A 21,543-nucleotide genomic window follows, 5' to 3' on the forward strand; every position below is an offset into this window, starting at 1 on the left:
GCGATTAGTATTCTGGAGCCTATTGCCAACGAGTTACTAAATGCAGCTTTACAATTCAACGTAAATGATACGCAAAGGGCTTTTGAGCGATGTCTTGCACTATTTTCTTCACGTAGCGTGCTCGCCGCGTTTTCTTACGATTCGCTCAGATATTTTGTGGATAATACCAGATTAAGATTTTCTGGATTGTCATGGCCGGAGCCAAATAATATACCGACATGATAATTATTTGATCAACCTCCGCTATATTATTTCACCATCATGCCAAGACTTACCGTCTCGCAGCTTACTGGTTCCGCCGTCGTTATTTATTTATAATCATTGCAAACGCTTTTTATCCAATTACTCTTTGAGTGCAATGTTGGCGGAGAGAGTGGGATTCGAACCCACGGTAGGCTTGCACCTACGGCAGTTTTCAAGACTGCTGCCTTAAACCACTCGGCCATCTCTCCGTTGTCTGACGCGTACCGCTTCGGTCAGGGACTACCCACGGCAGTTTGACTCGGGGCGTCCCGCCCCTCGCCCCTTCGGGGCCATCGATCGTACCGATCGATGTTCGCTCCGGCATCCATGCCTCCGCGAGCAAGACTGCTGCCTTAAACCACTCGGCCATCTCTCCGTTGTCTGACGCGTACCGCTTCGGTCAGGGACTGCCCACGGCAGTTTGACTCGGGGCGTCCCGCCCCTTGCCCCTTCGGGGCCATCGATCGTGTCGATCGATGTTCGCTCGGGCATCCCTGCCTTTGCGTTGGACTTGCCGACTGAACCAGCGTCCCGATGGATTGGAAGGCGCTGGATCCCGGCCTTCGCCGGGATGACGCAAGTAGGTGACTTACCGCGCTACTGCGGCGAAGAACAAAAGCATGCCGCTGCGTGAAGTCTAGCCCAGCCGCGTCACGCCGCCCATGTAGCGGTGCAGCGCTTCGGGGACGTCGATCGTGCCGTCGGCGTTCTGGTAGTTCTCCATCACGGCGATCAGCGCGCGGCCGACGGCGGTGCCGGAGCCGTTGAGGGTGTGCACGAGTTCGGTCTTGCCGGCTTCGTTGCGGAAGCGCGCGAGCATGCGGCGGGCCTGGAAATCGGTGCAGTTGGAGCAGGACGAGATCTCGCGGTAGACGCCCTGGCTCGGCAGCCACACTTCGAGGTCGAACGTCTTGGAGGCCGAGAAGCCCATGTCGCCCGTGCACAGCAGCATGCGGCGGTACGGCAGGCCGAGGCGCTCGAGCACGACTTCGGCGCTGCGCGTCATGCGCTCGTGTTCCTCGGCGCTCTGCGCGGGCGTGGTGATGCTGACGAGTTCGACCTTCTCGAACTGGTGCTGGCGGATCATGCCGCGCACGTCGCGGCCGCCGGAGCCGGCCTCGGCGCGGAAGCACATCGAGTGTGCGGTCATGCGCAGCGGCAGCGAGGCCGCGTCGACGATGCTGTCGCGTACGATGTTGGTGAGCGGCACTTCGGAGGTCGGGATCAGGTAGCGGCGCGAGTCGTTGATCTCGACGCCGAACAGGTCGTCCTCGAACTTCGGCAGCTGGCCGGTGCCCTGCATCGATTCCTGGTTGACGATGACCGGCACGTTGGTCTCGAGGTAGCCGTGCTCCTCGGTGTGCAGGTCGAGCATGAACTGGGCGAGCGCACGGTGCAGGCGCGCGAGGCCGCCGCGCAGCACGGTGAAGCGCGAGCCGGACAGCTTGGCCGCCGTCTCGCCGTCGAGCCAGCCGTTGTGCGCGCCGAGTTCGACGTGGTCCTTGACCGGGAAATCGAACGTGCGCGGCGTGCCCCAGCGGTGCTGCTCGACGTTCTGCGTCTCGTCCGCACCGGCCGGCACCGAGGCGTCGGGCAGGTTCGGCACGCGCAGCGTGATCGCGGCGAGCTGGTGCTGGATCGCGGCGAGCTGCTGCTCGTTGTCCTTGAGCTGGTCGCCGATGCCGGCCACTTCGGTCATGAGCGCGGCCGTGTCCTCGCCCTTGCCCTTGGCGATGCCGATCGCCTTGGAGCGCGTGTTGCGCAGGTTCTGCAGCTCCTGCGTCTGCGTCTGCACGGCCTTGCGCTGGCTCTCGAGCGCGTCGATCGCGGCGGTGTCGAGGGCGAAGCCGCGCACGGCGAGGCGTTCGGCGACGACGTCGAGCTGGCCGCGCAGGAGGGCGGGATCGAGCATGGGAACGGTCCGGATCGGTCGGGAAGACCGCGGATTATCGCCGTGCGGTGCCCTGCCCCGCAAACGCGGGTGTCACGCCGTGATCGATTGGCGCCGCAGACACGGCGTGCGTGACCGTCACGCGGCGCCACGACATGGGGTCAGGTTCATTTTTCACCCCTGCGCCGAGGCATGGCGGGCGCGAAAAAATTAACCTGACCCCATGCGTCACTCGGCACTCCAGACGGCAAGTTCGTAGCCGTCGGGATCGAGGAAATGGAATCGGCGGCCGCCCGGGAACGCGAATACGGGCTTGCTGATCGTCGCGCCTACCGCCTCGAGGCGTTCCTGGGCCAGCGCGAGGTCCTTCGCGTAGACGATCACGAGCGGGCCGCCCGGCCGCACCTCGCCGTCGGTCGTGAAGCCGCCCTTGATGCGGCCGTCATCGAACTCGGTGTAGCCGGGACCGTAGTCGGTGAAGGTCCAGCCGAACGCGGCACCGTAGAACACCTTGCTGCGGTGGATGTTGCTGACGTTGAACTCGATGTTGTCGATGCGGCGGTCGGCGCCGGCGTGGTCGGTCATGCGGTGTCTCCGTGGCGGTCCATGAGCATACGGCGGCGGCGCTCGTGGGCGGAGACTGTGCGTCGACGACCGCACCCGGATGCGGCACGTATGTGTCGTGTGCCGTCGTTCCCCCTCTCCCCCCAGCCCCTCTCCCGCGAGGGGAGAGGGGAGCGGGCGCGCGGCAGGGGCGCGCGATCGACATTCGAAGGTTTGGCGCGGATGTGTCGTGTGCCGTCGTTACCTCTCCCGCAGCCCCTCTCCCGCAAGAGGAGAGGGGAGTGGGCACGCGGCGGGGGCGCGCGATCGACATTCGGAGGTGCGGCACGGAGGTGTCGTGCGCCGCCGTTCCCCCTCTCCCGCGAGGGGAGAGGGGAGCGGGCACGCGGCAAAGTCGAGCGACGATATTCGGAGATGCGGCGCGGAGGTGTCCTGCGCCGCCGTTCCCCCTCTCCCCCCGGCCCCTCTCCCGCAAGGGGAGAGGGGAGCGAGCAGGCTCGTGACGAACGGGGTCGAAGGGTGCCGAAGCGAGTGCTCAGCGGCGGCGGCCGAGCCAGCCCGCGATCGCGAGGCCTGCGAGCAGCCAGCCCACGCCTTGCTCGATGAGGCCGCCGATCATGAAGTCGGCCGGGAAGCGGTACCAGTTCCATTGCGGCACGACGCAGGCGAGCCAGCCAAAGACGCCGAACAGCGCGCTGCCGATCACGCGTGGCGCGAACGTCCATGCGGTCGACGCGAGCACGAGCGCGATGATGAGCGCCGAGAGCAGGTTCGTCGTGAACTGCACGCCGAGTTCCTTGCCCATCGACATCGGTTCGGCCTTCTGCTCCGACACGACCACGAACGCGAACGGATTCTGCCTGGCCTTCGCCTGCCAGGCGTTGACCACGGCCTCGTCGTTCATGCCCTCGGGCGACAGGTACGGCAGCATGTAAATGCCCGGCGGCGGCAACTCGGCCTTGATCGCCTGCAGCACGACATCCTCGTTCTGCGGCGCGCGCATGCCCATTTCCCCGATCGGCAGCACCATGTGCGACAGCATCTGCCAGATGAACATCACGATGGCCCCGAGCAGGCCGGCGACAGCGATACGCATGACACGCTCCCCAGAGTGTTTGCGCCGTGCACGCTACGCCGGCGCCTCGACGGGGACAAGAGGGAAACCGTCAGATTCCGTGACGCGTCCGTCCTGCGAGGGAACGATGGCGCACGCCAGCGCCCCGACGTGGGTTCCGGGCTGGCCATGCGGCTTCACGGCCCGGCGCAGATCCGGCCGTGCGGCATGCCACGCACGTCGACACGGCTCGCCCCGACTCGGCGAAAACGACGTCAGTGTCACGCGCGATGCGCCATCCATCGGGTCGGCGGCGAAGCACGGCATCCAGCCCCGCGGACCGAACGTCAACGCTGGCCGGCGGGCTCTTCCGTCGGTTCCGCGGGTGTCGGTACGGTCGGCAGCGGCACGGGTGCGGGCGGCATGGCCGGCACGGACGGCGGCGCCACGCTGCGTTCGCTGAGTTCGGCCAGCGCGATCGCGATCGCATCGAGCTCGGCCGACGGCCGCCGAGGCGGTGTGGTTCCGGCGGGCTGCCGGAACTGGTTGAGCAGGATCGCGAACGCGAGGCGCTCGCCGGCGGCCGTCTCGGCGTAGCCCGCGAGCGAATACGTGTGCGCCATGCTGCCGGTCTTGGCGTGGACGCGGTTCTGCGCGGGCGTGTTGCGCATGCGCACCGTGAGCGAGCCGTCGACGCCGGCCTCGGGCAGCGCGCGACGGAACGCGGCACCGGCCGGCGAGGTGCCTTCGTGCACGAGCAGCGTCACGAGCGCCGAGGGCGAGGTCAGGTTGCGGCGCGACAGGCCCGCGCCGTCCTCGATCGTCGCGGCATCGGGCGTGATGCCGAGCCGGGCGAGGAACGTGCGCAGCGCATCGACGCCGCGGTTCTCGGTGCTGCGGAACGCCGTCGGCACGGCGACCATGAGCGCGTCGTCCTGCGCCTTGCGGCCGACCAGCAGCAGCAGGTTCTGCAGGTAGAGGTTCTGCGAGACCTTGAGGCCACGCATGACGATCTCCGACAGCGGCGGCGACCAGATGTCGCCGATGCGCTGCAAGGTGTCGGAGGCGAGCGCATCGTGCGTGTGCGGCCAGTAGACGCTGCGCAGCTTGCCGCCGAGCGTGACGCCCTGGCGCGCGAGCGCCTCTCGCAGCTGTGCCGCCGCGGCGAGCGCGGGATCGTGCAGCGCGACGCGGTAGGTCTGCTCGGCACTGCCCGCGGCGACGGCGCCGAACGCGTGCAGGCGCGTGTCGCCCGGCGCGCGGTACAGGTTGATGTCGCTGCCCTCGCGCTTCTCGCGCGTGGTCAGCGTGGTCTCGACTTCGGGTGCCGAGGCTTCGGGCTCGAAACGCAGCTTGGCGGGCGAACCGGGCTTGGGCCCCGGCATGACGAACGCGCGCACGATGTTCTCGTCGACGCTGAGCGCGCTCGCGGGCACGCCGAACCAGCTCTGCAGGTCGCCGGCCTCCCAGCCGTTGCCGAACGTCGGCGACGAGAACCACGTCGCGTCGGCGATCAGGTCGCCGCGCACGCGCGTCGTGCCGGTCTTGCGCAACGCGATCGCGAACGTGTCGGCCCACGAGGTGCGCGTATCGAAGCCGAGTGTCGGATCGCCGTAGCCGACGAGCACGAGATCGCCGCGCAGCTCGCCGTCGCGCGCAGGTTTCGCCGTCGCGAACAGGCTCGTCGCGACGCGGTGATCGGGACCGAACGTGTCGAGCGCGAGCGCCGCCGTGAACAGCTTGGCGGTCGACGCGGGCACGAACAGCGCGTCGGGATGACGCGCGTACAGCGTCGCGCCGGTGTCGAGCGAGACGACCTTGACGCCCCACGCCGCCGCGGCGAAGCGCGGATCGTCGACATGGGCATCGAGCCGCGCGGCGAGCGTCGACAGGCGCGTGTCGGCCGGCGGCACTGCCGCCATGACGGTGCACGACGATGAAACGGACAGGCACGCAACGAGGACGCGCAGCATCGTGCGCCTCATGCGTCGCCACCCTCGCCGCGCGCCTTGGCGCGCGCCTCGCGCAGTGCCGTGAGCTTCTCGCCGATCTTGAGCTCGAGCCCGCGCGGCACAGGCGCATAGAACACGCGACCCGCGAGCGCGTCGGGCAGGCATTGCTGATCGAGCGCGACGCCACCCTCGGCATCGTGGTCGTACTGGTAATCCTTGCCGTAGCCGAGGCCTTTCATGAGCTTGGTCGGCGCGTTGCGCAGGTGCATCGGCACCTCTAGCGTACCGTTCGCGCGCACCTCGGCCTTGGCGTGGTTGAACGCCATGTAGGCCGCGTTGCTCTTGGCCGCGATCGCGAGGTAGATCGCGAGCTCGGCGAATGCGAGCTCGCCTTCGGGCGAGCCGAGGCGGTCGTAGGTGTTCCAGGCCTCGAGCGCGAGCGTGAGCGCGCGCGGATCGGCGAGGCCGATGTCCTCGATCGCCATGCGCGTCATGCGCCGCGCGAGGTAGGCCGGGTCCACGCCGCCGTCGAGCATGCGCGTGCACCAGTACAGCGCGGCATCGGGATCGGACGAGCGCACGGACTTGTGCAGCGCCGAGATCTGGTCATAGAACTGCTCGCCGCTCTTGTCGAAGCGGCGCGTGCGATCGGCCAGCACCTGGGTCAGCGTGGCCTCGTCGATGCGGCCGCCCTCGGCGAGTTCGGCGGCAATTTCGAGCAAGGTCAGTGCGCGACGCACGTCGCCGTCGGCAGCCTGCGCGATGAGGCCGAGTGCTTCGTCGTCGACCGCGAGCTGCTGCGTGCCGAGGCCGCGCTCGCTGTCGTCGAGCGCGCGGCGCAGCGCGGCGGCGATGTCGGCCGGCGATACCGCCTCGAGCACGTGCACGCGGCAGCGCGACAGCAGCGCCGAGTTGAGCTCGAACGACGGGTTCTCGGTGGTCGCACCGACCATGATGATGACGCCGCGCTCGATGTGCGGCAGGAACGCGTCCTGTTGCGCCTTGTTGAAGCGATGCACCTCGTCGACGAACAGCACGGTGCGCTTGCCCTGGCCGAAGTTGGCCTCGGCCTCGGCGAGTGCCGCGCGCACGTCGGCGAGGCCGGACAGCACGGCGGAGATGGCCTTGAAATCGGCGTCGGCGTAGCGCGCGAGCAGCAGCGCGAGCGTGGTCTTGCCGCAACCGGGCGGCCCCCACAGGATCATCGAGTGGATGCGGCCGCTCTCGATCGCACGGCGCAGCGGGCGGCCTTCGGCGACGAGGCGAGACTGGCCGACCACTTCGTCGAGCGTGCGCGGACGCATGCGCTCGGCGAGCGGCTTGAGGCCTTCGGGTTCGCCGAACAGCGTCGGCGCGGCGGTTTTTCGGCGGGGCATGCCGCGATGATACGCGGGCCGCGCGATAGGTTCCGCGGCGGTTTCGCGTCATGGGCATCGAACCCTCCTTCGGAACCCCGATGCGCCCTGCCCGTGTCCTTCGACGTCACCTGCTGCACGCCGCCCTGGCCGGCATCGCTGCACTCATGCCTGCGCTCGCCACGGCCGGCGACGCGGATCGCCCCGTTCTCGGCGTGATCAAGTTCCAGGACGAGACCGGCGCGATGCCGTTCCAGGGCGGCGTCGGCCGCGTGTTCACGAACATCCTTACCAACGAGCTCGCGGCACGCCCGGTCTTCACCGTGGTCGAACGCCGCCGCCTCGCCGCCGTGCTCGAGGAGCAGGATCTCGCCGCTTCGGGACATCTCAAGCCCGGCGACGGCGCACGCATCGGCGAACTCACCGGCGCCGACTACCTCGTCATGGGCACGGTCACGGCGTTCGAGCGCGGCGTCGAGAAGAAGACCGCGCGCGGCATGCTGGCCGGCTTCGGCGGCTCGCGCGAATCCGAGACGGCGTATCTCGCGATCGACCTGCGCGTCGTCGACGCGACGACGGGCGAGATCGCCTGGGCCCGTTCGGTCGAAGGCCGCACGACGAAGACGCGTGCGTCGGCAGGCGCCGACCTCGGCGGCCTCGGCTTCGGCTACGAGTCGCTGAACGGCGAGGCCGACGCCAAGGTTGTCCGCGCGGCGATCCTCGAGGTCATCGATTACCTGGAATGCGCGATGGTCGTGCGCGACGCCTGCCTCGCCACGTTCGCCGACAAGGACCAGCGCCGCGTCGCGACGACACGCCGCGTGCTCAAGCACGACGGAGGCACGCGATGAACCTGTCGATCGCGCGAAGCACGACGTACCCGGCCCTGATGCTCGCAGCGCTGCTGGCCGCGGCGCCTGCATCCGCCGGCACGCGCCTCGCCTACGAACGCACGGGCAGCTGCACGACCGAGTTCGACACGATGACGATGGACGGCCTTCACGCACGCGTCGACATGGACTTCGAGGGCATGCGCGTGTCGACGCTGTACGACGACGACGAGCGCCTCATGCACACGCTCCTGCACATGACGCGCAACGTGGTGACGATGGAATCCGACGACGATGCGGTGGACTTCCAGGGCGATGTCGGCAAGAGCTCGCTGATCGCCGCGGACAAGCAGGCCGAGGCACTCACCGGCATGGACCAGGACGCGACGATCGCGCTGTTCCGCGCGCAGCAGGTGCAGACCTGCCCCGATCTCGCCGACAAGGGCGTCGGCGATCCCGACTACGCCGAGGCGGCGATGCGCTGTGCGGAACGCATGAGCGCGCAGGTCCCGGCAGTGGACCCCGCACCGCACCGTGGCGCGAAGGGCCGGCGCCGGCATGCCGATCAGCCGGTCCAGCCGCCCGCACCCGAAGCGGTGCCGCTGGTGTCGCGCACGACCACCACCGATCGCGATGCCGGCCACGACACCGTGGACGGCATCGCGTGCACGATCGAGCGCACGCGCCGCGGCGATGCCGTGCTGCAGGAGGATTGCGTCGCGCCGCTCGAGACGCTCGGCGTCGAGGCGTCGGCGATGCGGCGCCTCAGGCGCATGGTCACGATCGGCCAGGGCCTCGGCGACGGCATCGCGAGCCTGACCCCGCAGCTCGCCGAACCACGCCGCGCGCCGACGATCGCGTTGCGGCGCACCTGTTACCGCGATGGCCGCGAGGCTGGCACCGCGACGCTGCGCATCGACGCCGCCGCGACGATCGACGCGGCGACGTTCGCGATCCCGCAAGGCTACACGCCCATCATGGACGGGACGCGGGACGTCGAGCACGGCGTGCAGTTGCGGCCGCCGGGGTGGTGATCACTGTCCAATGGTGAGGTGCGTGACGCCCGGGTGATGACGATTCTTCCACTGGGGAGTTGCGTGAATTCGTCGGCGGAAAAGCATGTCGGAAGAGAGAGCCGCATCCGAGCCTCATGGCGTCACTCTTCGCTGAGCGCTCAAGGGGATTCCGGCTTGACCAGCCATTCGGCTGTTGAGAGCCGCCGGAATGACGAGAAGTGGTTGCATGTAGGCGAGTGCCGTATTCGTCGGGGACGCTCGCGCAGCCGCGCTCGGAGCAATCGAACCCTCAGGGAGTTTCGTCATTCCGGCGAAAGCCGGAGGTGCTTCACAACAGCGCGTAGCGCTGGTCATCCCCTTGAGCGTCGCACACGGAGTCAACGCCTCACGACCACTCGATCTTCATCGATGCCAGATCCAGGTCGATTCCAAAGCCGAAGCGGCTGCCATGTCATGCCGTGCGAAACCAACAGCTCGAGGAGTGCGATCCATAAACGCGTCATGGGAATGCACGACACCCAATCGCTGCGACATTCTCAGGCAGCGCCGCCACGTACCGAACTCAACGCCTCCCACCCTTCCCGTTCCCCGCCGGCTCGGTCTGCTCCACCGCCGGCTTTCCGGACTCCGCCTTCGGCGTGCCCTTCGGCGTCTCGCGCGACAGCAGCGTGATGACCGGCTTGTCCCAGGTGCCGGCGACCTGGTAGCGCGAACGTGCGGCCTGGTTGATCTGCTTGCCGACGAGGCCTTGCACGACGAGGCCGGCGGCGGCGCCGACCGGACCGCCCGCGAGCGCGCCGACGACCGGCAGCGCGACGCCGGCACGTGGCGTCACCACCATCTGCTGGTCGTAGTCGCGGCCGCGCAGGCCGGTGCGGCCCGTGATCTCGATGTCGGCGGCCGGACTGTTGATGTGCAGGCGTTCGGCGAACGCGTTGCCGTCGCGCAGCGCGAAGCGGCCTTCGATGCTGTTGAAGCTCATGCCGGACTTGAACAGGTCGCTGAAATCGAGCGACAGGCGGCGCGGGATCTCGCGCAGCGACAGCAGGCCGAACAGTCGGCCGCCCGCACCGGGATCGACGTCGAGGATGCGGCCCTTGTCGACCGTGACCTCGAGCGCGCCGTCGAGGTCGGCGAGCGCGAACGACGTCGGACCGCCCGGCCAGCCCGCATCGATGTGCGCGAGTGTCGCGCCGCCGTCGATGATGCCGGCGAAGCCGAGCGCGTCGAGCATGCGGCCGAGGCTGTGCGCGGTCATGTCGATGCGCAGCTGCGAGCGGCTTGCGCTGGCGTCGCCGTTCCATGTGCCCGAGGCGCGGATGTCGACGTTCGGCGACTTGGTCTCGAGCAGGTCGATGCGCATGCCTTCCGAGGTCGGACTGCTCTCGAGGCGTGCCTCGCCGAAGCTGCCGTTGCCGAAGCGCAGGTCGCCGACCCACAGGCGCAGCGGCGGGATCGTCGACGGCGCGATGCCCGACAGCGCAGCCTCGCTGCCTTCGGGTGCCTCGGGCCAGTGCAGGCGCTTGAACTGCGCGGTCACGCCACGGCGCGCCATCTGCGCGAACGGCGGCAGCGTGATCTCGCCTTCCAGCGAAGGGCCTGCGAAGCGCAGGCGCGTGTCGTCGCCGGGCTCGATGTCGACACGCACATCCGGGATGCGTCGTCCCGCGACGCGCAGCTCGCCGACATCGAGGCCGAGGCCGCGGAACGTGCCGATCGCATCGCCCGCACCACCGAGCAGCCCCATCCATCCGCCCGCGTCGACCGCGCCGACACGGCCACCGATCGCGATGCCGTCGGTCGGTACCGGACGCGTCGCCTCGCCACCGAAATCGAGCAGCGCGGCAAGCGGCGTCGTATCGGTCGGCAAGGTACCGCGCACGGCGAGTTCGCTGCCGAGACGCATCGAGAACGGCCTGCCCGAAGGCGGCAACTCGATGTCGAGTGCGAACGGCAGCGCCGCCTCGGGAGCCTTCTCGAGCGGTGCCGGCAGACCGAGCGTGATGCCGGCGAGGTCGCTGCGCACGTTCAAGGTGTTGGGAACGTCGGGACGGGCACCGACGCCGACCGCGATGTCCCAGTGCGCACTGCCGGGCAAGGCCATGACGGCGGCAGGTAGATCGGGCGCTCGCTCGAAGACGGCCGATGCGGGCAGCGTGCCGCCGAGCGTTGCTTCGAACACGTTGCGGGCATCGCGCACCGCGGCACCGACCGCGACGCCGAGCGTGACCGGCGACGTGCCGTACATGGCCTTGAGTTCCGGCGCTGCGAGCGCGTCCTTGCGGAAGTTCACGCGGCCGTTGACCTTGGGGAAACGCAGCGACCACGTCGAGTCGACGAGATCGGCATCGGCGAGATCAACGCTGCCGTCGAGCACGAGATCCTCGCTGCGCTTGAGCGGGACGTCGATCTTCACGTCGGCCTTGCCGGTACCGCCGATCGACAAGCCCCTGGTGGGCTCACGGAAGCGCTCGCCGACCGGCGTCGAGCGCAGGAAGCCGAGCAGCGCCTTGCCCTCGCCTTCCGCCTTGGCGTGCAACAGCATGCGCGATTCGGCAAACGAGGCGATTTCCGCCGTCGCGGATTCCAGGCGCAATGCCTGCACGCTGCCACCGGTCGCCTCGGCCTGCATGCCATTGTTGATGAACGCGGCCTCGACATCGAGCTCGCGTCCCTCGGGCCAGTGCTCGAGGTAGTCGAGCGTGAGGTCGCGGATCGACGCGCGCGCCTCGAAACGGCCGCTCAGATCGGCGAACGGCCAGCGATCGAGATCACCGTGCACGGCGACGCGACCGGCCACGACCTGGCCGCTCACGAGCGCGCGGTCGAGCCAGCCGATCGTATTCGCCGACATCGTGGTGATCGGCCAGAACAGCTTGGCTGCGGGCACTTCGGCGCGATGCACGATCGCGGTCGCGTCGAGCAGCGGACGCGTGCCGTCGCCCTGAAACACGAGACCGCCGCGGATCTCGCCGGCATGGTCGCGCGCGTCGAACACGAACGCCGGCGTCTGCACATGCCACATGCCGAGATCATCCGGCCAGGCGGCAAGTTCGCCACCGAATGCGTCGTACACGAAGGGCTTGCGGAACACGCCCGGGTAGTCGATGCGCGTCGGCGATGCCGGGATCTCGGCGAGCAGGCCTTGCGCGTCGCCGCGCACGCGCAGTTCGAGCGGGTCGATGCCGGGGATCTTCGCGGCGCCGCGCACGACGACACCTTCCACGTGGGCATCGACATCGAAATCCTGCGCCGAGCGCCAGCGCAGCGTGCCTCCCGCGAGCGTGCCGCGCGGGCTCGACAGATAGAGCCAGCGTCGCATCGCGGAGGGCAGCGCGTCGGCGAGCATCGCGATCGCGGCCGGTGTCCCGAGGTCGACGCCCGACGCCTCGACACGCGTTTCGCCGTCGCCCGCGCGTGCCATCACGATGCGCGCAGGTCCGGCCGTCTCGCCCTGGCGCGTGACGTTCGCATCGGCGATGTCCACGTTCCAGCCATCGCCTTCTCGCCGCCAGCGCGCGAGCAGCCCGAGATGCTCGAACAGCGCGCGCGGCAGCACGGCGAGGGTATCGGTGGCGTCGACCGGCTTCGTCGCGGCAAGCACCGCCTCGGCGAGGCCGAGCCGTGTACGCACGTCGACGACGCGGCCGTCACGCCACTCGCCCCACACCTCGACATCGGCCGTGCCTGCCGCCAACGCGATGCCGCCCGGCGCATGCAGGCTTCCGAAGCGCGCGAGGTCGAGTTCGTTGCCGGCGACGTAGACACGCCCCGAGCGGCGCTCGAGGTCCACGTCGGCGACCACCGCGAAACCCGCGAGCGGCGAATCCGCGAGCGCGACGCGTCCGAGCACGTGCGTGAGCGGCGCACGATTGATGACGCGCAGTTCGGGCACGTGCAGCGCGAGATCGAGGTTCTTCGCGGGATCGGCGATCGCGAGCTTGAGGTCGACCAGCACGAGCGCGCCGAGCGCACCCATCGAGGGCATCGCCGTCGCGTCCGCCCCCTCGGGCACATCGAGATCGAGGCCGTGCAGCTGCCAGGCGCCATCGTCGCCACGCGAGAGCGCGAGGTCTAGGCCGACGAGGCGGAACTCGTTCCAGGCGCGGTTGCGCTGGAGCGCGGCGAACAGGTTCACCGCGAGCTCGGCATGCGGCAGCGTCAGCGTGCGTCCGCCGGGCGAAGAGGGTCCCAGGCGTACGTCCTCGAGCACGAGGCGCGGACCGCCGCGCGTCCACTGCCCTTCGACCGTGCCGATGCGCACCTCGCGCCCGCTGCGCTCGCTGAGCCAGGCCTCCACGCGCTGCGGGTTGCGTACCAGCCACGGCAGCGCGAGCTGCGCGAGGCCCATCAGCACGGCGACGAGCACGAGCGTGCCCGCGACCGCCGACACGAGCGCGAAACGGACGCGCCGCCAGCGTCGTGGCGTGGTCACGCGCGATCCGACGCGTGGCGCGCCTGCGCCACGGTCATGCCGCGTCCCGCGACAGGCTGCGGTTACAGCAGGACCACATCGAACTGTTCCTGCGAGTAGTTCTCTTCGGGCTGGAAGCGGATCGTCTTGCCGATGAACTCCTCGAGCTCGGCGACGGCCGCCGAATCCTCGTCGAGGATGCGCGAGACGACCTTGGGTGCGGCAAGAACGAGCAGCTTGGGCGCATCGAACTGGCGCACCGCACGCGTGATCTCGCGGAAGATCTCGTAGGTGATCGTCTCGGCGGTCTTGAGCGCGCCACGACCGGCGCAGGTCGGGCACGGCTCGCAGAGCTGGCGTTCGAGGCTCTCGGTGGTGCGCTTGCGCGTCATCTCGACGAGGCCGAGCGGCGACATGTCGTAGACCGTGGTCTTGGCGTGGTCGCGCACGAGCGACTTCTCGAGCTGGCGGATCACCTGGCGCTTGTGCTCGTCGTCGACCATGTCGATGAAGTCGATGATGATGATGCCGCCGAGGTTGCGCAGGCGCAGGTGCCGCGCGGCCGCCTGCGCGGCCTCGAGGTTGGTGCGGTACACGGTCTCCTCGAGGTTGCGCGTGCCGAGGAAGCCGCCCGTGTTGACGTCGATCGTGGTCATCGCCTCGGTCTGGTCGACGATCAGGTAGCCGCCGGACTTGAGCGGAACCTCCTTGCGCAGCGCACGCTGGATCTCGTCCTCGACGCCGTAGAGATCGAAGATCGGCCGCTCGCCGGGGTAATGTTCGAGCCGCTCGGCCAACTCGGGCATGAACTGGCGAGCGAAATCCTGCGCGCGATCGAGCGTCTCGCGCGAATCCACGCGCACCTTCTCGATGTTCGGGCTCATGAAGTCGCGCAGCGCGCGCAGCGCGAGCGGCAGGTCCTCGTAGACACGCGAGCCGACCTTCGCCTCGGCCATGCGCACGCGCAGGCTCGCCCACAGCTTCTCGAGGTAGTCGATGTCCTCGGCGAGCGCCTCGCGCGATTGGCCTTCGGCGTTGGTGCGCACGATGTAGCCGAGCGGCTGCTCGCCGAGTGCGCCGCTGAGCAGTTCCTTGAGTCGCGCGCGCTCGCCCTCGTCCTCGATGCGCACCGACACGCCGAGCACGGTGCTGTAGGGCAGCAGCACGAGGTAGCGCGACGGGATCGACAGGTGTGTCGTCAGGCGCGCGCCCTTGGTGCCGATCGGATCCTTGACCACCTGCACGACGATGTCCTGGCCTTCGCGCAGCAGCTCGTTGATCGGCGGCGTCGCGGTCGGCACGGCGTCGCCGTTCTCGTTCAGCAGCGAGGCGTGCGGCCGCATGATGTCGGAGGCGTGCAGGAAGGCCGCGCGATCCAGGCCGATCTCGACGAACGCGGCCTGCATGCCCGGCATGACCCGGCTGACCTTGCCCTTGTACACGTTGCCGACGTAGCCGCGCCGGCTCGCACGCTCGACGTGCAGCTCCTGCAGCATGCCGTTCTCGACGAGCGCGACGCGGGTTTCGCGCGGTGTCACGTTGATCAGGATTTCTTCGGACACGGCAAGGACTTGGAAAGGATTATTGAGACGGGTTATAGCGGCCGCATGGCCTCGTTGTCGATGCGCCGTCCTGCAGGCCGGCGACATCGGCGCACTGCGGTTCAGTCGCGCGGCGCGGCCTCGACCGCCGGCCATGCCTCGAGCAGCTGCGCGGTCTCGTGCAGGGGCAGGCCCATGACGCCGGAATAGCTGCCTTCGAGGCGGCTCACGAATGCACCGGCCCTGCCCTGGATCGCGTAGGCGCCGGCCTTGCCGAACGGCTCGCCGGTGGCGACGTAGGCCGCGATGCGCGCCGCGTCGAGCGGCATGAAACGCACACGCGACACCGACACGGCGTGCTCCTCGCGACCTGCCGAGACTGCCCAGACCACCGAGACCACCTCGTGCTCGCGGCCGGACAACCGCGCGAGCATCGCGGCCGCCTCGTCGGCGTCGCGCGGCTTGCCGAACACCTCGTCGTCGAGCACGACCTCGGTGTCGGCGCCGATCACGATCGCGCCGGGCACGGCGGCGACCTGCAGCAGGCCGGCACCGGCTTTTTCGCGCGCGACGCGGCTCACGTAGTCGATCGCGGGTTCGCCGACGCCGCGCACTTCGGGCACGTCGACCTCGATCACCTCGAACACGATGCCGATCTGCGCGAGCAGCTCGCGCCTCCGCGGCGACTGTGAGGCGAGGAAGACCGTCACCGCGCGACCTGGCCGGCGCGGTGGTAGGGATGCCCGGCCAGCTGCGTCGCGGCGCGGTAGAGCTGCTCGACGACGACGAGGCGTACCAGCATGTGCGGCAGCGTCAGCGGACCGAGCGACCAGCGCTGCGCAGAGCGCGCGAGCACCTCGGTCGCATGGCCGTCGGGGCCGCCGATGACGAGGGCGAGATCGCGCCCGGCCATGCGCCAGGCCGCGAGCTGCTGCGCTAGCTCCTCGCTCGACCATGGCTTGCCGCTGCCATCGAGCGCGACGACATGGGCATCCTTCGGCAAGGCGGCGAGGACGGCGGCGCCCTCCTCGGCCGTGGCACGCACGGGATCGCGCGTGCGGCCGCGGTTGCCGAGCGGGATCTCGACGAGATCCATCGGCAACTCGCGCGACAGGCGCTTGCGGTATTCGGCGAATCCCTCGCCGACCCAGGCGGGCATGCGCTCGCCCACCGAGATCAGGCGCGTGCGCATGCGGAGCCGGTCAGCCGGCGAGCGCCGTCTCGGGGGTGTCGTCGCCGACCGTCCACAGGCGCTCGAGGCCGTAGAACTCGCGCGTACGCGGCAGCATGACGTGCACGATGATGTCGCCGAGGTCGACGAGCACCCATTCGGCTTCGCGCTGGCCTTCGACGCCGAGCGGCGGCAAACCGGCCTTCTTGGCCGAACGCACGACTTCGTCGGCGATCGACTTCACGTGGCGCGTCGAGGTGCCGCTCGCGACGATGACGATGTCGGTGACCGAGGTCTTGCCGCGCACGTCGATCTCGCGCACGTCCTTGGCCTTGAGGTCGTCGAGGGCGGTCTTGACCACCTCGTGCAGGCGCGCGACGACATCCTGCTCGACGGCGGGCTTGACGCGCTTGCGCGGCGCGCGCGGCGGCGCGGCGACGGCCTTCGTGGTGGTGGTCTTGGCAGCGGCGCGCGGCTTGGCGGGAGCCTTGCGGGCGGCGGTGGCCTTCGTGGCGACCTTGCGTGGCGCGGTACCGGTGGCGGATTTCGCGGCCTTCTTCACGGCGGCCTTGGCGGGTGCCGCCTTCTTCGGCGCGGCCTTCTTGGCCGGCTTCTTGGTGGTGGTCAAGGGGAAATCGACCTCAGCGCTAGCGTCGCGCCGGGACTGGCGCGCGGGCAGTATAGGCCCAAATCCCGCGCGAAAGGTTGCGGCCAACCCCAGTGGCGCCGCCACTCCCGGACGTGTTCAGGCCGGCGCGCCGGGCTCCGCACCGAGGGCGACCGGGCGTGCCGGATCGGCGATCCAGCCGCTCCACGACGGCGCGTAGAGGCGCGAACCGTGCAGGCCGGCGTGTTCCATCGCGAGCAGGTTGTGGCAGGCGGTGACGCCCGAGCCGCACATGTGGACGACCTCGTTCGGCGCATGCGCGCCGATGATCGACGTGAACGCCTCGCGCAGGTCGTCTGCGGGCCGGAACCTGCCGTCCTCGCGCAGGTTGTCCTGGAACGGCCGGTTGCATGCCCCGGGCACGTGGCCGGCCTTCGCGTCGAGCGGCTCGACCTCGCCGCGGTAGCGCGGCGCGGCGCGTGCATCGAGCACGCACAGGCTGCCGTCGGCGAGACCGTCACGCAGGTGCTGCGCGTCGACGAGCTGGCGGGTATCCCAGGCCACGTCGACGCGGCTCGGTGCGGGCATCGCGGCGGGCGCGACATCCAGGGCGAGACCGGCACGCTGCCATGCCGCGATGCCGCCATCGAGCACGCGCACATGGCGCGCGCCGACCAGGCGCAGCATCCACCACAGGCGCGCCGCGGCCATCGCGCCGCCGGCGGCGTCGTAGGCGACGACCTCGACCTCAGGCGTCCAGCCCCAGCGCGCAAGCACCGCAGCGAACGCCTCCGCATCGGGCAGCGGATGGCGACCGAGGCCTTGCTTGCCGAGATCGGAAAGATCGGTATCGAGCTCGGCATGCAGCGCGCCGGGAAGATGAGCGGATTCGTAGGCCGCGCGTCCGGCCTGCGGGTCGGCGAGGTCCTTGCGGCAGTCCACGAGCAGCACGCCGCCCTGGGCCAGGCGCGTGGCGAGCGTAGCCGCATCGACGAGTACGGTCATGCGAGGGCCTCCAGTCGGCGCAACAGGTTCTGCAGGATCGCCGCGGTCGCGCCCCAGATGCGCTTGCCGGCGTATTCGAATTCGAAGATCTCGCGCGCGCGGCCGTGCCAGAGGATCTCCTGGCGGCGCATGCGATCGGGCGCGAGGATGTAGTCGAGCGGCACCTCGAACACCTCCGCGACCTCGCGCGGATCGGGCGCGAGCGTGAAACCGGCGTCGACGAGTCCGACGACCGGGCACACGGTGTAGCCCGAGATCGTGTCGAAGCAGTCGAGGAAACCGAACGGACGCACGAAGTCGCGCGCGATGCCGGTCTCCTCGAGCGTTTCGCGCAAGGCCGCGTCGACCGCATCGGCATCGTCGTGCTCGAGCGCGCCGCCCGGGAAGCTCACCTGCCCGGCGTGATGGCGCATCTGCTCGTTGCGGCGCGTGAACAGCATGCTCAGCGCGTCGCCGCGCTGCACGATCGGCAGCAGCACCGCCGCCGCGCGCAGCGGCGTGTCGTCGGACCACAGCTCGGGGAAATCGGTGGCGTTCCAGCCCGGCGGCTGCGGTGGATCGTCGAGCGCGCGCACGGCGCGGCGCAGGCGCACGATGTCGACGTGCTCGCTCACGCGCGCTCGGCCTCGCGACGCGGCAGCTCGATGTCCATGTAGTACGAACGCTGCGCAGGCGTCATCGTGATCCAGCGCATGATCTCGTCGCCGCTGCGCAGGCAGCCCTCGCACAGCCCGTCGGCACCGAGCCTGCACAGGCCGATGCACGGACTCAGCACGGGGGTGACGACATCGGCCATGCGCTCCTCGGGATTGCGGTCGCGTGACCGCGTGCTGGTACAGTGACGGCCGTTTTCACGAGACCGGTATATCGATGCTCGGCATGGCGACCAAGGTGGTCAGCGACTACGGCAAGGTGCTCTCGCGCGTCGAGCCGGGCGTGTACGGGCTGCCCGAGAGCGCGTTGCCGCATGCGCGCGAGACGATCCGCTACGCGATCCTCACGCTGCTCAAGCAGCTGGGCCCCGAGCATACCGAAGTCAAGGAAGGCCTGCGCCAGGGCTACGTCTACCTCGCCCAGTTCGTCGCCGACGACGAAGCCGACCTCGTCGCGCGCGGCCAGGCCAGCGTCGCCGCGGTCGCCACCGACGATGCGAGCACCGAACCCGCGATGCGCATCATCAACCGCATCAAGCTCGCGATGGAGCATGCGGTCGACGAGATGCGCGCCTATCCCTGACGCGCTTCGAGCGGTCCCGGAACGACGAACGCCGCGGCAAGCCGCGGCGTTCGTGGCGATCCGACCCGTCGATTACTTCGAGTCGATGATCTTGAGGTCGAACACGAGCGCCTCGTTCGGGCCGATGCGCGGCGGCTGGCCGCGTTCGCCGTAGGCGAGGTCGGCCGGAATGAACACCTGCCAGTGATCGCCCACCTTCATGCGCGGCAGCACTTCCTGCCAGCCCTTGATGACCTCGTTGACCTTGAACTTGACCGGCTCGCCGCGCGCGAACGAGCTGTCGAACTCGAGGCCGTCGGTCAGCGATCCGCGGTAGTGGACCGTGGCTTCGGCCGTCGCGGTGACCTGCTTGCCGTTGCCTTCCTCGATCACGCGGTACTGCACGCCCGACGGCAGTGCGGTAATGCCCTTCTTGGCGCGGTTGGTCGCCATGAACGCATCGCTCTTGGTCTTGTTCGCCGACGCGACCTTGTCGAACTGCGCCTTCGCCTCACCGACCATCTTCTGCTGGAACTTGGTCAGCGTGTCGCGCATGACCTCTTCCGACACGGCCGGGTTGCGCTTGGCGTAGGCGTCCTGCATCGCGCGCACGATGGTGTTGATGTCGACGTCCATCTGGCGCTCGGTGAAATCCTTGCCGATCTGGTAGCCGATCGAGTACGAAAGCTTGCCCTTCTCGGACGTCGTGTCCTGGGCGAGGGCGGACCCCGCCGTGAGCATCGTCGCCAGAGCGAGTGACCAACGCAAATTCATGCTGCCTCCAGAAGAACGCGAAACACGGATGACGATGCGGCGCAGGCACCGCCCGTCGGCTGAACAAAAGGCCCGGTAGTGTACCCGAGCGCGTGCCGCGCTCCAATCGAAGTGCCGGCCCCCGCGGGGAACGTGGGAACGCGCGGAAAGGCGAAAGTTCGGGCGCTGGTATCATCCGACGCCTTTCTGAACCCTGCCGATACGGAGACGCCATGGCCTTCCGCAATCTTTCCAGCCGCGACCGCGACGGCGTGCGCACGCTGACCATCGAGCGCCCCGACAAGCTCAACGCACTCAACCGCGAGACGATCGGCGAGCTCGCGATCGCGTTCACGCAGGCGCGCCACGACGACGCCGTGCGTGCCGTCGTGCTGGCCGGCTCGGGCGAGAAGGCTTTCGTGGCCGGCGCCGACATCGCCGAGCTCACCGCGATGTCGCCCGTGCAGGCACAGGCGTTCTCGCGCGCGGGCCAGCAGATGATGCGCGGCATCGAGACGCTCGGGAAACCCGTGGTCGCGCGCATCCAGGGTTTCGCGCTCGGCGGCGGCCTCGAGCTCGCGATGAGCTGCCACCTGCGCATCGGCAGCGAGAAGGCGAAGCTCGGCCTGCCCGAGATCACGCTCGGCCTGCTGCCCGGCTTCGCGGGGACGCAGCGCATCGCGCGCCTGGCCGGCCGCGCCGCCGCACTCGAACTCGCCCTGCTCGGCAAGCCCGTGGACGCCGCGCGCGCGCATGCGCTGGGCCTGCTCACGCGTGTGGTCGCGCCGGAAGCGCTCGATGCCGAGGTCGAGGCGGTCGCTTCGCAGCTGGCCGCGTCGGCACCGCATGCGCTCGCCGGCATCCTCGACGCGATCGTGCTCGGCGGCGAGGCCGCGTTCGAACAAGGCGCGGACTACGAGAGCAAGGCGTTCGCGGTGTGCTTCTCGACCGCCGACATGCGCGAAGGCACGGCCGCCTTCCTCGAGCGCCGCAAGCCCGTCTTCACGGGCGCGTGAGGGCCGGGTGCCGCGCTCAGTGCGCGGCGCCGCGGTACTTCAGTTCGCCGGCCTCGACCGCGATCGCGAGCCGGTTCTCGGGCGGCGCGAGCGGGCACGTCGCGTACGGCGTGAACGCGCACGGCGGGTTGTAGGCCTTGTTGAAGTCGAGCACGACCTTGCCGTCCTTCGCGAGATCGCTGTAAAGGAAGCGGCCGGCGCCGTAGGTCTGCTTGCTGCTCGTGCGGTCGGCGAGGATGAAGAACAGCTGCTTGGCATCATCCGATTCGACCACCGGCAGCAGCTCGAAGCGCTTGCCGTCGCGCTCGAACACGGCCTTGCCGGGCACCTTCATGTGCTCGACCTGACCCGTGATGTTCGGGATCTCGAGCGTGCGCGGCGGATCGAACGCGACCCACTCGGCCTCCACGCGCCACGACGCGTCGATCGGGAAATGCTCGAGGCCGAGGAAGCCCGTGCGCGTCGGCGCCGCGGTGTCCTTGAAGCGCAGCGCCTTCTGGCCGGAACGATCGATGAGGTAGAAGCTCGTCGTGCCGAACGCGATCGTGGTCGGCTTCTCGTTCGAATCGTCGAGCAGCGTCGCGGTGCGTGCGCTGCCGCCGTCGATCGTCGCGTCGACGCCGTCGGCGAGCGCGAACGTCACCGCATCGGCCGACCACATGACCGTGCCGAGGTGCGCGGGCGCACCGGCGAGCACGATGTCGTTGTCCTTCGCGCTGCCGACGCGGTTCGCGCCCTGCTTGAGCCAGTCGAGGCCGACCAGCGACAGCCAGCCGCCGGGCGCCTTGAGCCGCTCGCTGCGCTGCGCGTGCCAGGCCTCGATGTCTTTCAGATAAGCCTCGTCGGTGGCCGCGGCCGCGACGGGCGTGAGGGCGATCGAGGCGACGAGCAGGCTGGCGATGAGCATGGCGGTGAT

The 21,543-nt window shown here is 69.2% G+C and carries 19 protein-coding genes and 1 tRNA gene; 4 read left to right on the plus strand and 16 right to left on the minus strand.

Annotated features, from left to right (window positions below):
- Positions 1-362: 362 nt before the first annotated feature.
- The 6 genes from ACQQ2N_RS19865 to ACQQ2N_RS19890 all read right to left on the minus strand — a co-directional run bounded on the left by ACQQ2N_RS19865 (position 363) and on the right by ACQQ2N_RS19890 (position 7,080).
- Positions 363-452, minus strand: a tRNA-Ser gene (locus ACQQ2N_RS19865).
- Between the two features lie 428 nt (positions 453-880).
- Complete coding sequence (gene serS / locus ACQQ2N_RS19870) at positions 881-2,155, minus strand: serine--tRNA ligase (RefSeq protein WP_440223312.1); 1,275 nt, start codon at positions 2,153-2,155, stop codon at positions 881-883.
- Between the two features lie 207 nt (positions 2,156-2,362).
- On the minus strand, positions 2,363-2,719 hold the full coding sequence (locus tag ACQQ2N_RS19875) for a VOC family protein (RefSeq protein WP_440223313.1): 357 nt from the start codon (positions 2,717-2,719) through the stop codon (positions 2,363-2,365).
- A gap of 514 nt (positions 2,720-3,233) precedes the next feature.
- Entirely contained in the window at positions 3,234-3,794 is a 561-nt protein-coding gene (locus ACQQ2N_RS19880; protein ID WP_440223314.1) for a hypothetical protein, read from the minus strand.
- Positions 3,795-4,099: 305 nt separating this feature from the next.
- The gene (gene dacB, locus ACQQ2N_RS19885; RefSeq protein ID WP_440223315.1) at positions 4,100-5,674 is read right to left on the minus strand and encodes a D-alanyl-D-alanine carboxypeptidase/D-alanyl-D-alanine endopeptidase; all 1,575 of its coding nucleotides are present in this window, start codon (positions 5,672-5,674) and stop codon (positions 4,100-4,102) included.
- 59 nt (positions 5,675-5,733) lie between these two features.
- Complete coding sequence (locus ACQQ2N_RS19890) at positions 5,734-7,080, minus strand: replication-associated recombination protein A (RefSeq protein WP_440223316.1); 1,347 nt, start codon at positions 7,078-7,080, stop codon at positions 5,734-5,736.
- Positions 7,081-7,160: 80 nt separating this feature from the next.
- On the opposite strand from ACQQ2N_RS19890, the gene ACQQ2N_RS19895 reads away from it, so the two are divergent.
- Entirely contained in the window at positions 7,161-7,910 is a 750-nt protein-coding gene (locus ACQQ2N_RS19895) for a CsgG/HfaB family protein (RefSeq protein WP_440223317.1), read from the plus strand.
- A complete protein-coding gene (locus tag ACQQ2N_RS19900; RefSeq protein WP_440223318.1) occupies positions 7,907-8,923 on the plus strand; it encodes a hypothetical protein in 1,017 nt (338 codons plus the stop codon). The genes ACQQ2N_RS19895 and ACQQ2N_RS19900 overlap by 4 nt, the downstream gene beginning before the upstream one ends.
- 544 nt (positions 8,924-9,467) lie before the next feature.
- On the opposite strand, the gene ACQQ2N_RS19905 is transcribed toward ACQQ2N_RS19900, so the two are convergent.
- The 8 genes from ACQQ2N_RS19905 to ACQQ2N_RS19940 all read right to left on the minus strand — a co-directional run bounded on the left by ACQQ2N_RS19905 (position 9,468) and on the right by ACQQ2N_RS19940 (position 18,439).
- Positions 9,468-13,340 (minus strand): YhdP family protein, encoded by a 3,873-nt coding sequence (locus ACQQ2N_RS19905; RefSeq protein WP_440223319.1) that lies wholly within the window; start codon positions 13,338-13,340, stop codon positions 9,468-9,470.
- A gap of 62 nt (positions 13,341-13,402) precedes the next feature.
- Positions 13,403-14,881, minus strand: a complete 1,479-nt coding sequence (gene rng, locus ACQQ2N_RS19910) for a ribonuclease G (RefSeq protein ID WP_440223320.1) — start codon at positions 14,879-14,881, stop codon at positions 13,403-13,405.
- A gap of 101 nt (positions 14,882-14,982) precedes the next feature.
- The gene (locus ACQQ2N_RS19915; RefSeq protein WP_440223321.1) at positions 14,983-15,570 is read right to left on the minus strand and encodes a Maf family protein; all 588 of its coding nucleotides are present in this window, start codon (positions 15,568-15,570) and stop codon (positions 14,983-14,985) included.
- Positions 15,567-16,052 (minus strand): 23S rRNA (pseudouridine(1915)-N(3))-methyltransferase RlmH, encoded by a 486-nt coding sequence (gene rlmH / locus ACQQ2N_RS19920; protein ID WP_440223322.1) that lies wholly within the window; start codon positions 16,050-16,052, stop codon positions 15,567-15,569. Before rlmH ends, ACQQ2N_RS19915 begins: the two co-directional genes overlap by 4 nt.
- A 10-nt stretch (positions 16,053-16,062) precedes the next feature.
- Positions 16,063-16,401, minus strand: coding sequence for a ribosome silencing factor (rsfS, locus tag ACQQ2N_RS19925; RefSeq protein ID WP_440225809.1), 339 nt, complete (start codon positions 16,399-16,401; stop codon positions 16,063-16,065).
- Between the two features lie 375 nt (positions 16,402-16,776).
- On the minus strand, positions 16,777-17,643 hold the full coding sequence (locus ACQQ2N_RS19930; RefSeq protein ID WP_440223323.1) for a sulfurtransferase: 867 nt from the start codon (positions 17,641-17,643) through the stop codon (positions 16,777-16,779).
- Positions 17,640-18,257, minus strand: coding sequence for a CoA pyrophosphatase (locus ACQQ2N_RS19935; protein WP_440223324.1), 618 nt, complete (start codon positions 18,255-18,257; stop codon positions 17,640-17,642). The genes ACQQ2N_RS19930 and ACQQ2N_RS19935 overlap by 4 nt, the downstream gene beginning before the upstream one ends.
- Positions 18,254-18,439, minus strand: a complete 186-nt coding sequence (locus tag ACQQ2N_RS19940) for a DUF1289 domain-containing protein (RefSeq protein WP_440223325.1) — start codon at positions 18,437-18,439, stop codon at positions 18,254-18,256. The genes ACQQ2N_RS19935 and ACQQ2N_RS19940 overlap by 4 nt, the downstream gene beginning before the upstream one ends.
- 23 nt (positions 18,440-18,462) lie before the next feature.
- Here ACQQ2N_RS19940 and ACQQ2N_RS19945 point away from each other — a divergent pair, with 23 nt between their 5' ends.
- Positions 18,463-18,879 carry a hypothetical protein gene (locus tag ACQQ2N_RS19945; RefSeq protein WP_440223326.1) on the plus strand — a complete coding sequence of 139 codons (417 nt, stop codon included), beginning with the start codon at positions 18,463-18,465 and terminating at the stop codon, positions 18,877-18,879.
- Between the two features lie 72 nt (positions 18,880-18,951).
- On the opposite strand, the gene ACQQ2N_RS19950 is transcribed toward ACQQ2N_RS19945, so the two are convergent.
- The gene (locus ACQQ2N_RS19950) at positions 18,952-19,632 is read right to left on the minus strand and encodes an FKBP-type peptidyl-prolyl cis-trans isomerase (RefSeq protein ID WP_440223327.1); all 681 of its coding nucleotides are present in this window, start codon (positions 19,630-19,632) and stop codon (positions 18,952-18,954) included.
- A gap of 212 nt (positions 19,633-19,844) precedes the next feature.
- On the opposite strand from ACQQ2N_RS19950, the gene ACQQ2N_RS19955 reads away from it, so the two are divergent.
- Complete coding sequence (locus ACQQ2N_RS19955) at positions 19,845-20,627, plus strand: enoyl-CoA hydratase/isomerase family protein (RefSeq protein ID WP_440223328.1); 783 nt, start codon at positions 19,845-19,847, stop codon at positions 20,625-20,627.
- A 16-nt stretch (positions 20,628-20,643) separates the two neighbouring features.
- Here the strand turns inward: ACQQ2N_RS19955 and ACQQ2N_RS19960 are convergent, their stop codons facing one another.
- Positions 20,644-21,534 (minus strand): DUF1684 domain-containing protein, encoded by an 891-nt coding sequence (locus ACQQ2N_RS19960; RefSeq protein ID WP_440223329.1) that lies wholly within the window; start codon positions 21,532-21,534, stop codon positions 20,644-20,646.
- Positions 21,535-21,543 lie beyond the last annotated feature (9 nt).

It is taken from the genome of Dokdonella aquatica, assembly GCF_051987395.1.
GTDB lineage: Bacteria > Pseudomonadota > Gammaproteobacteria > Xanthomonadales > Rhodanobacteraceae > Dokdonella.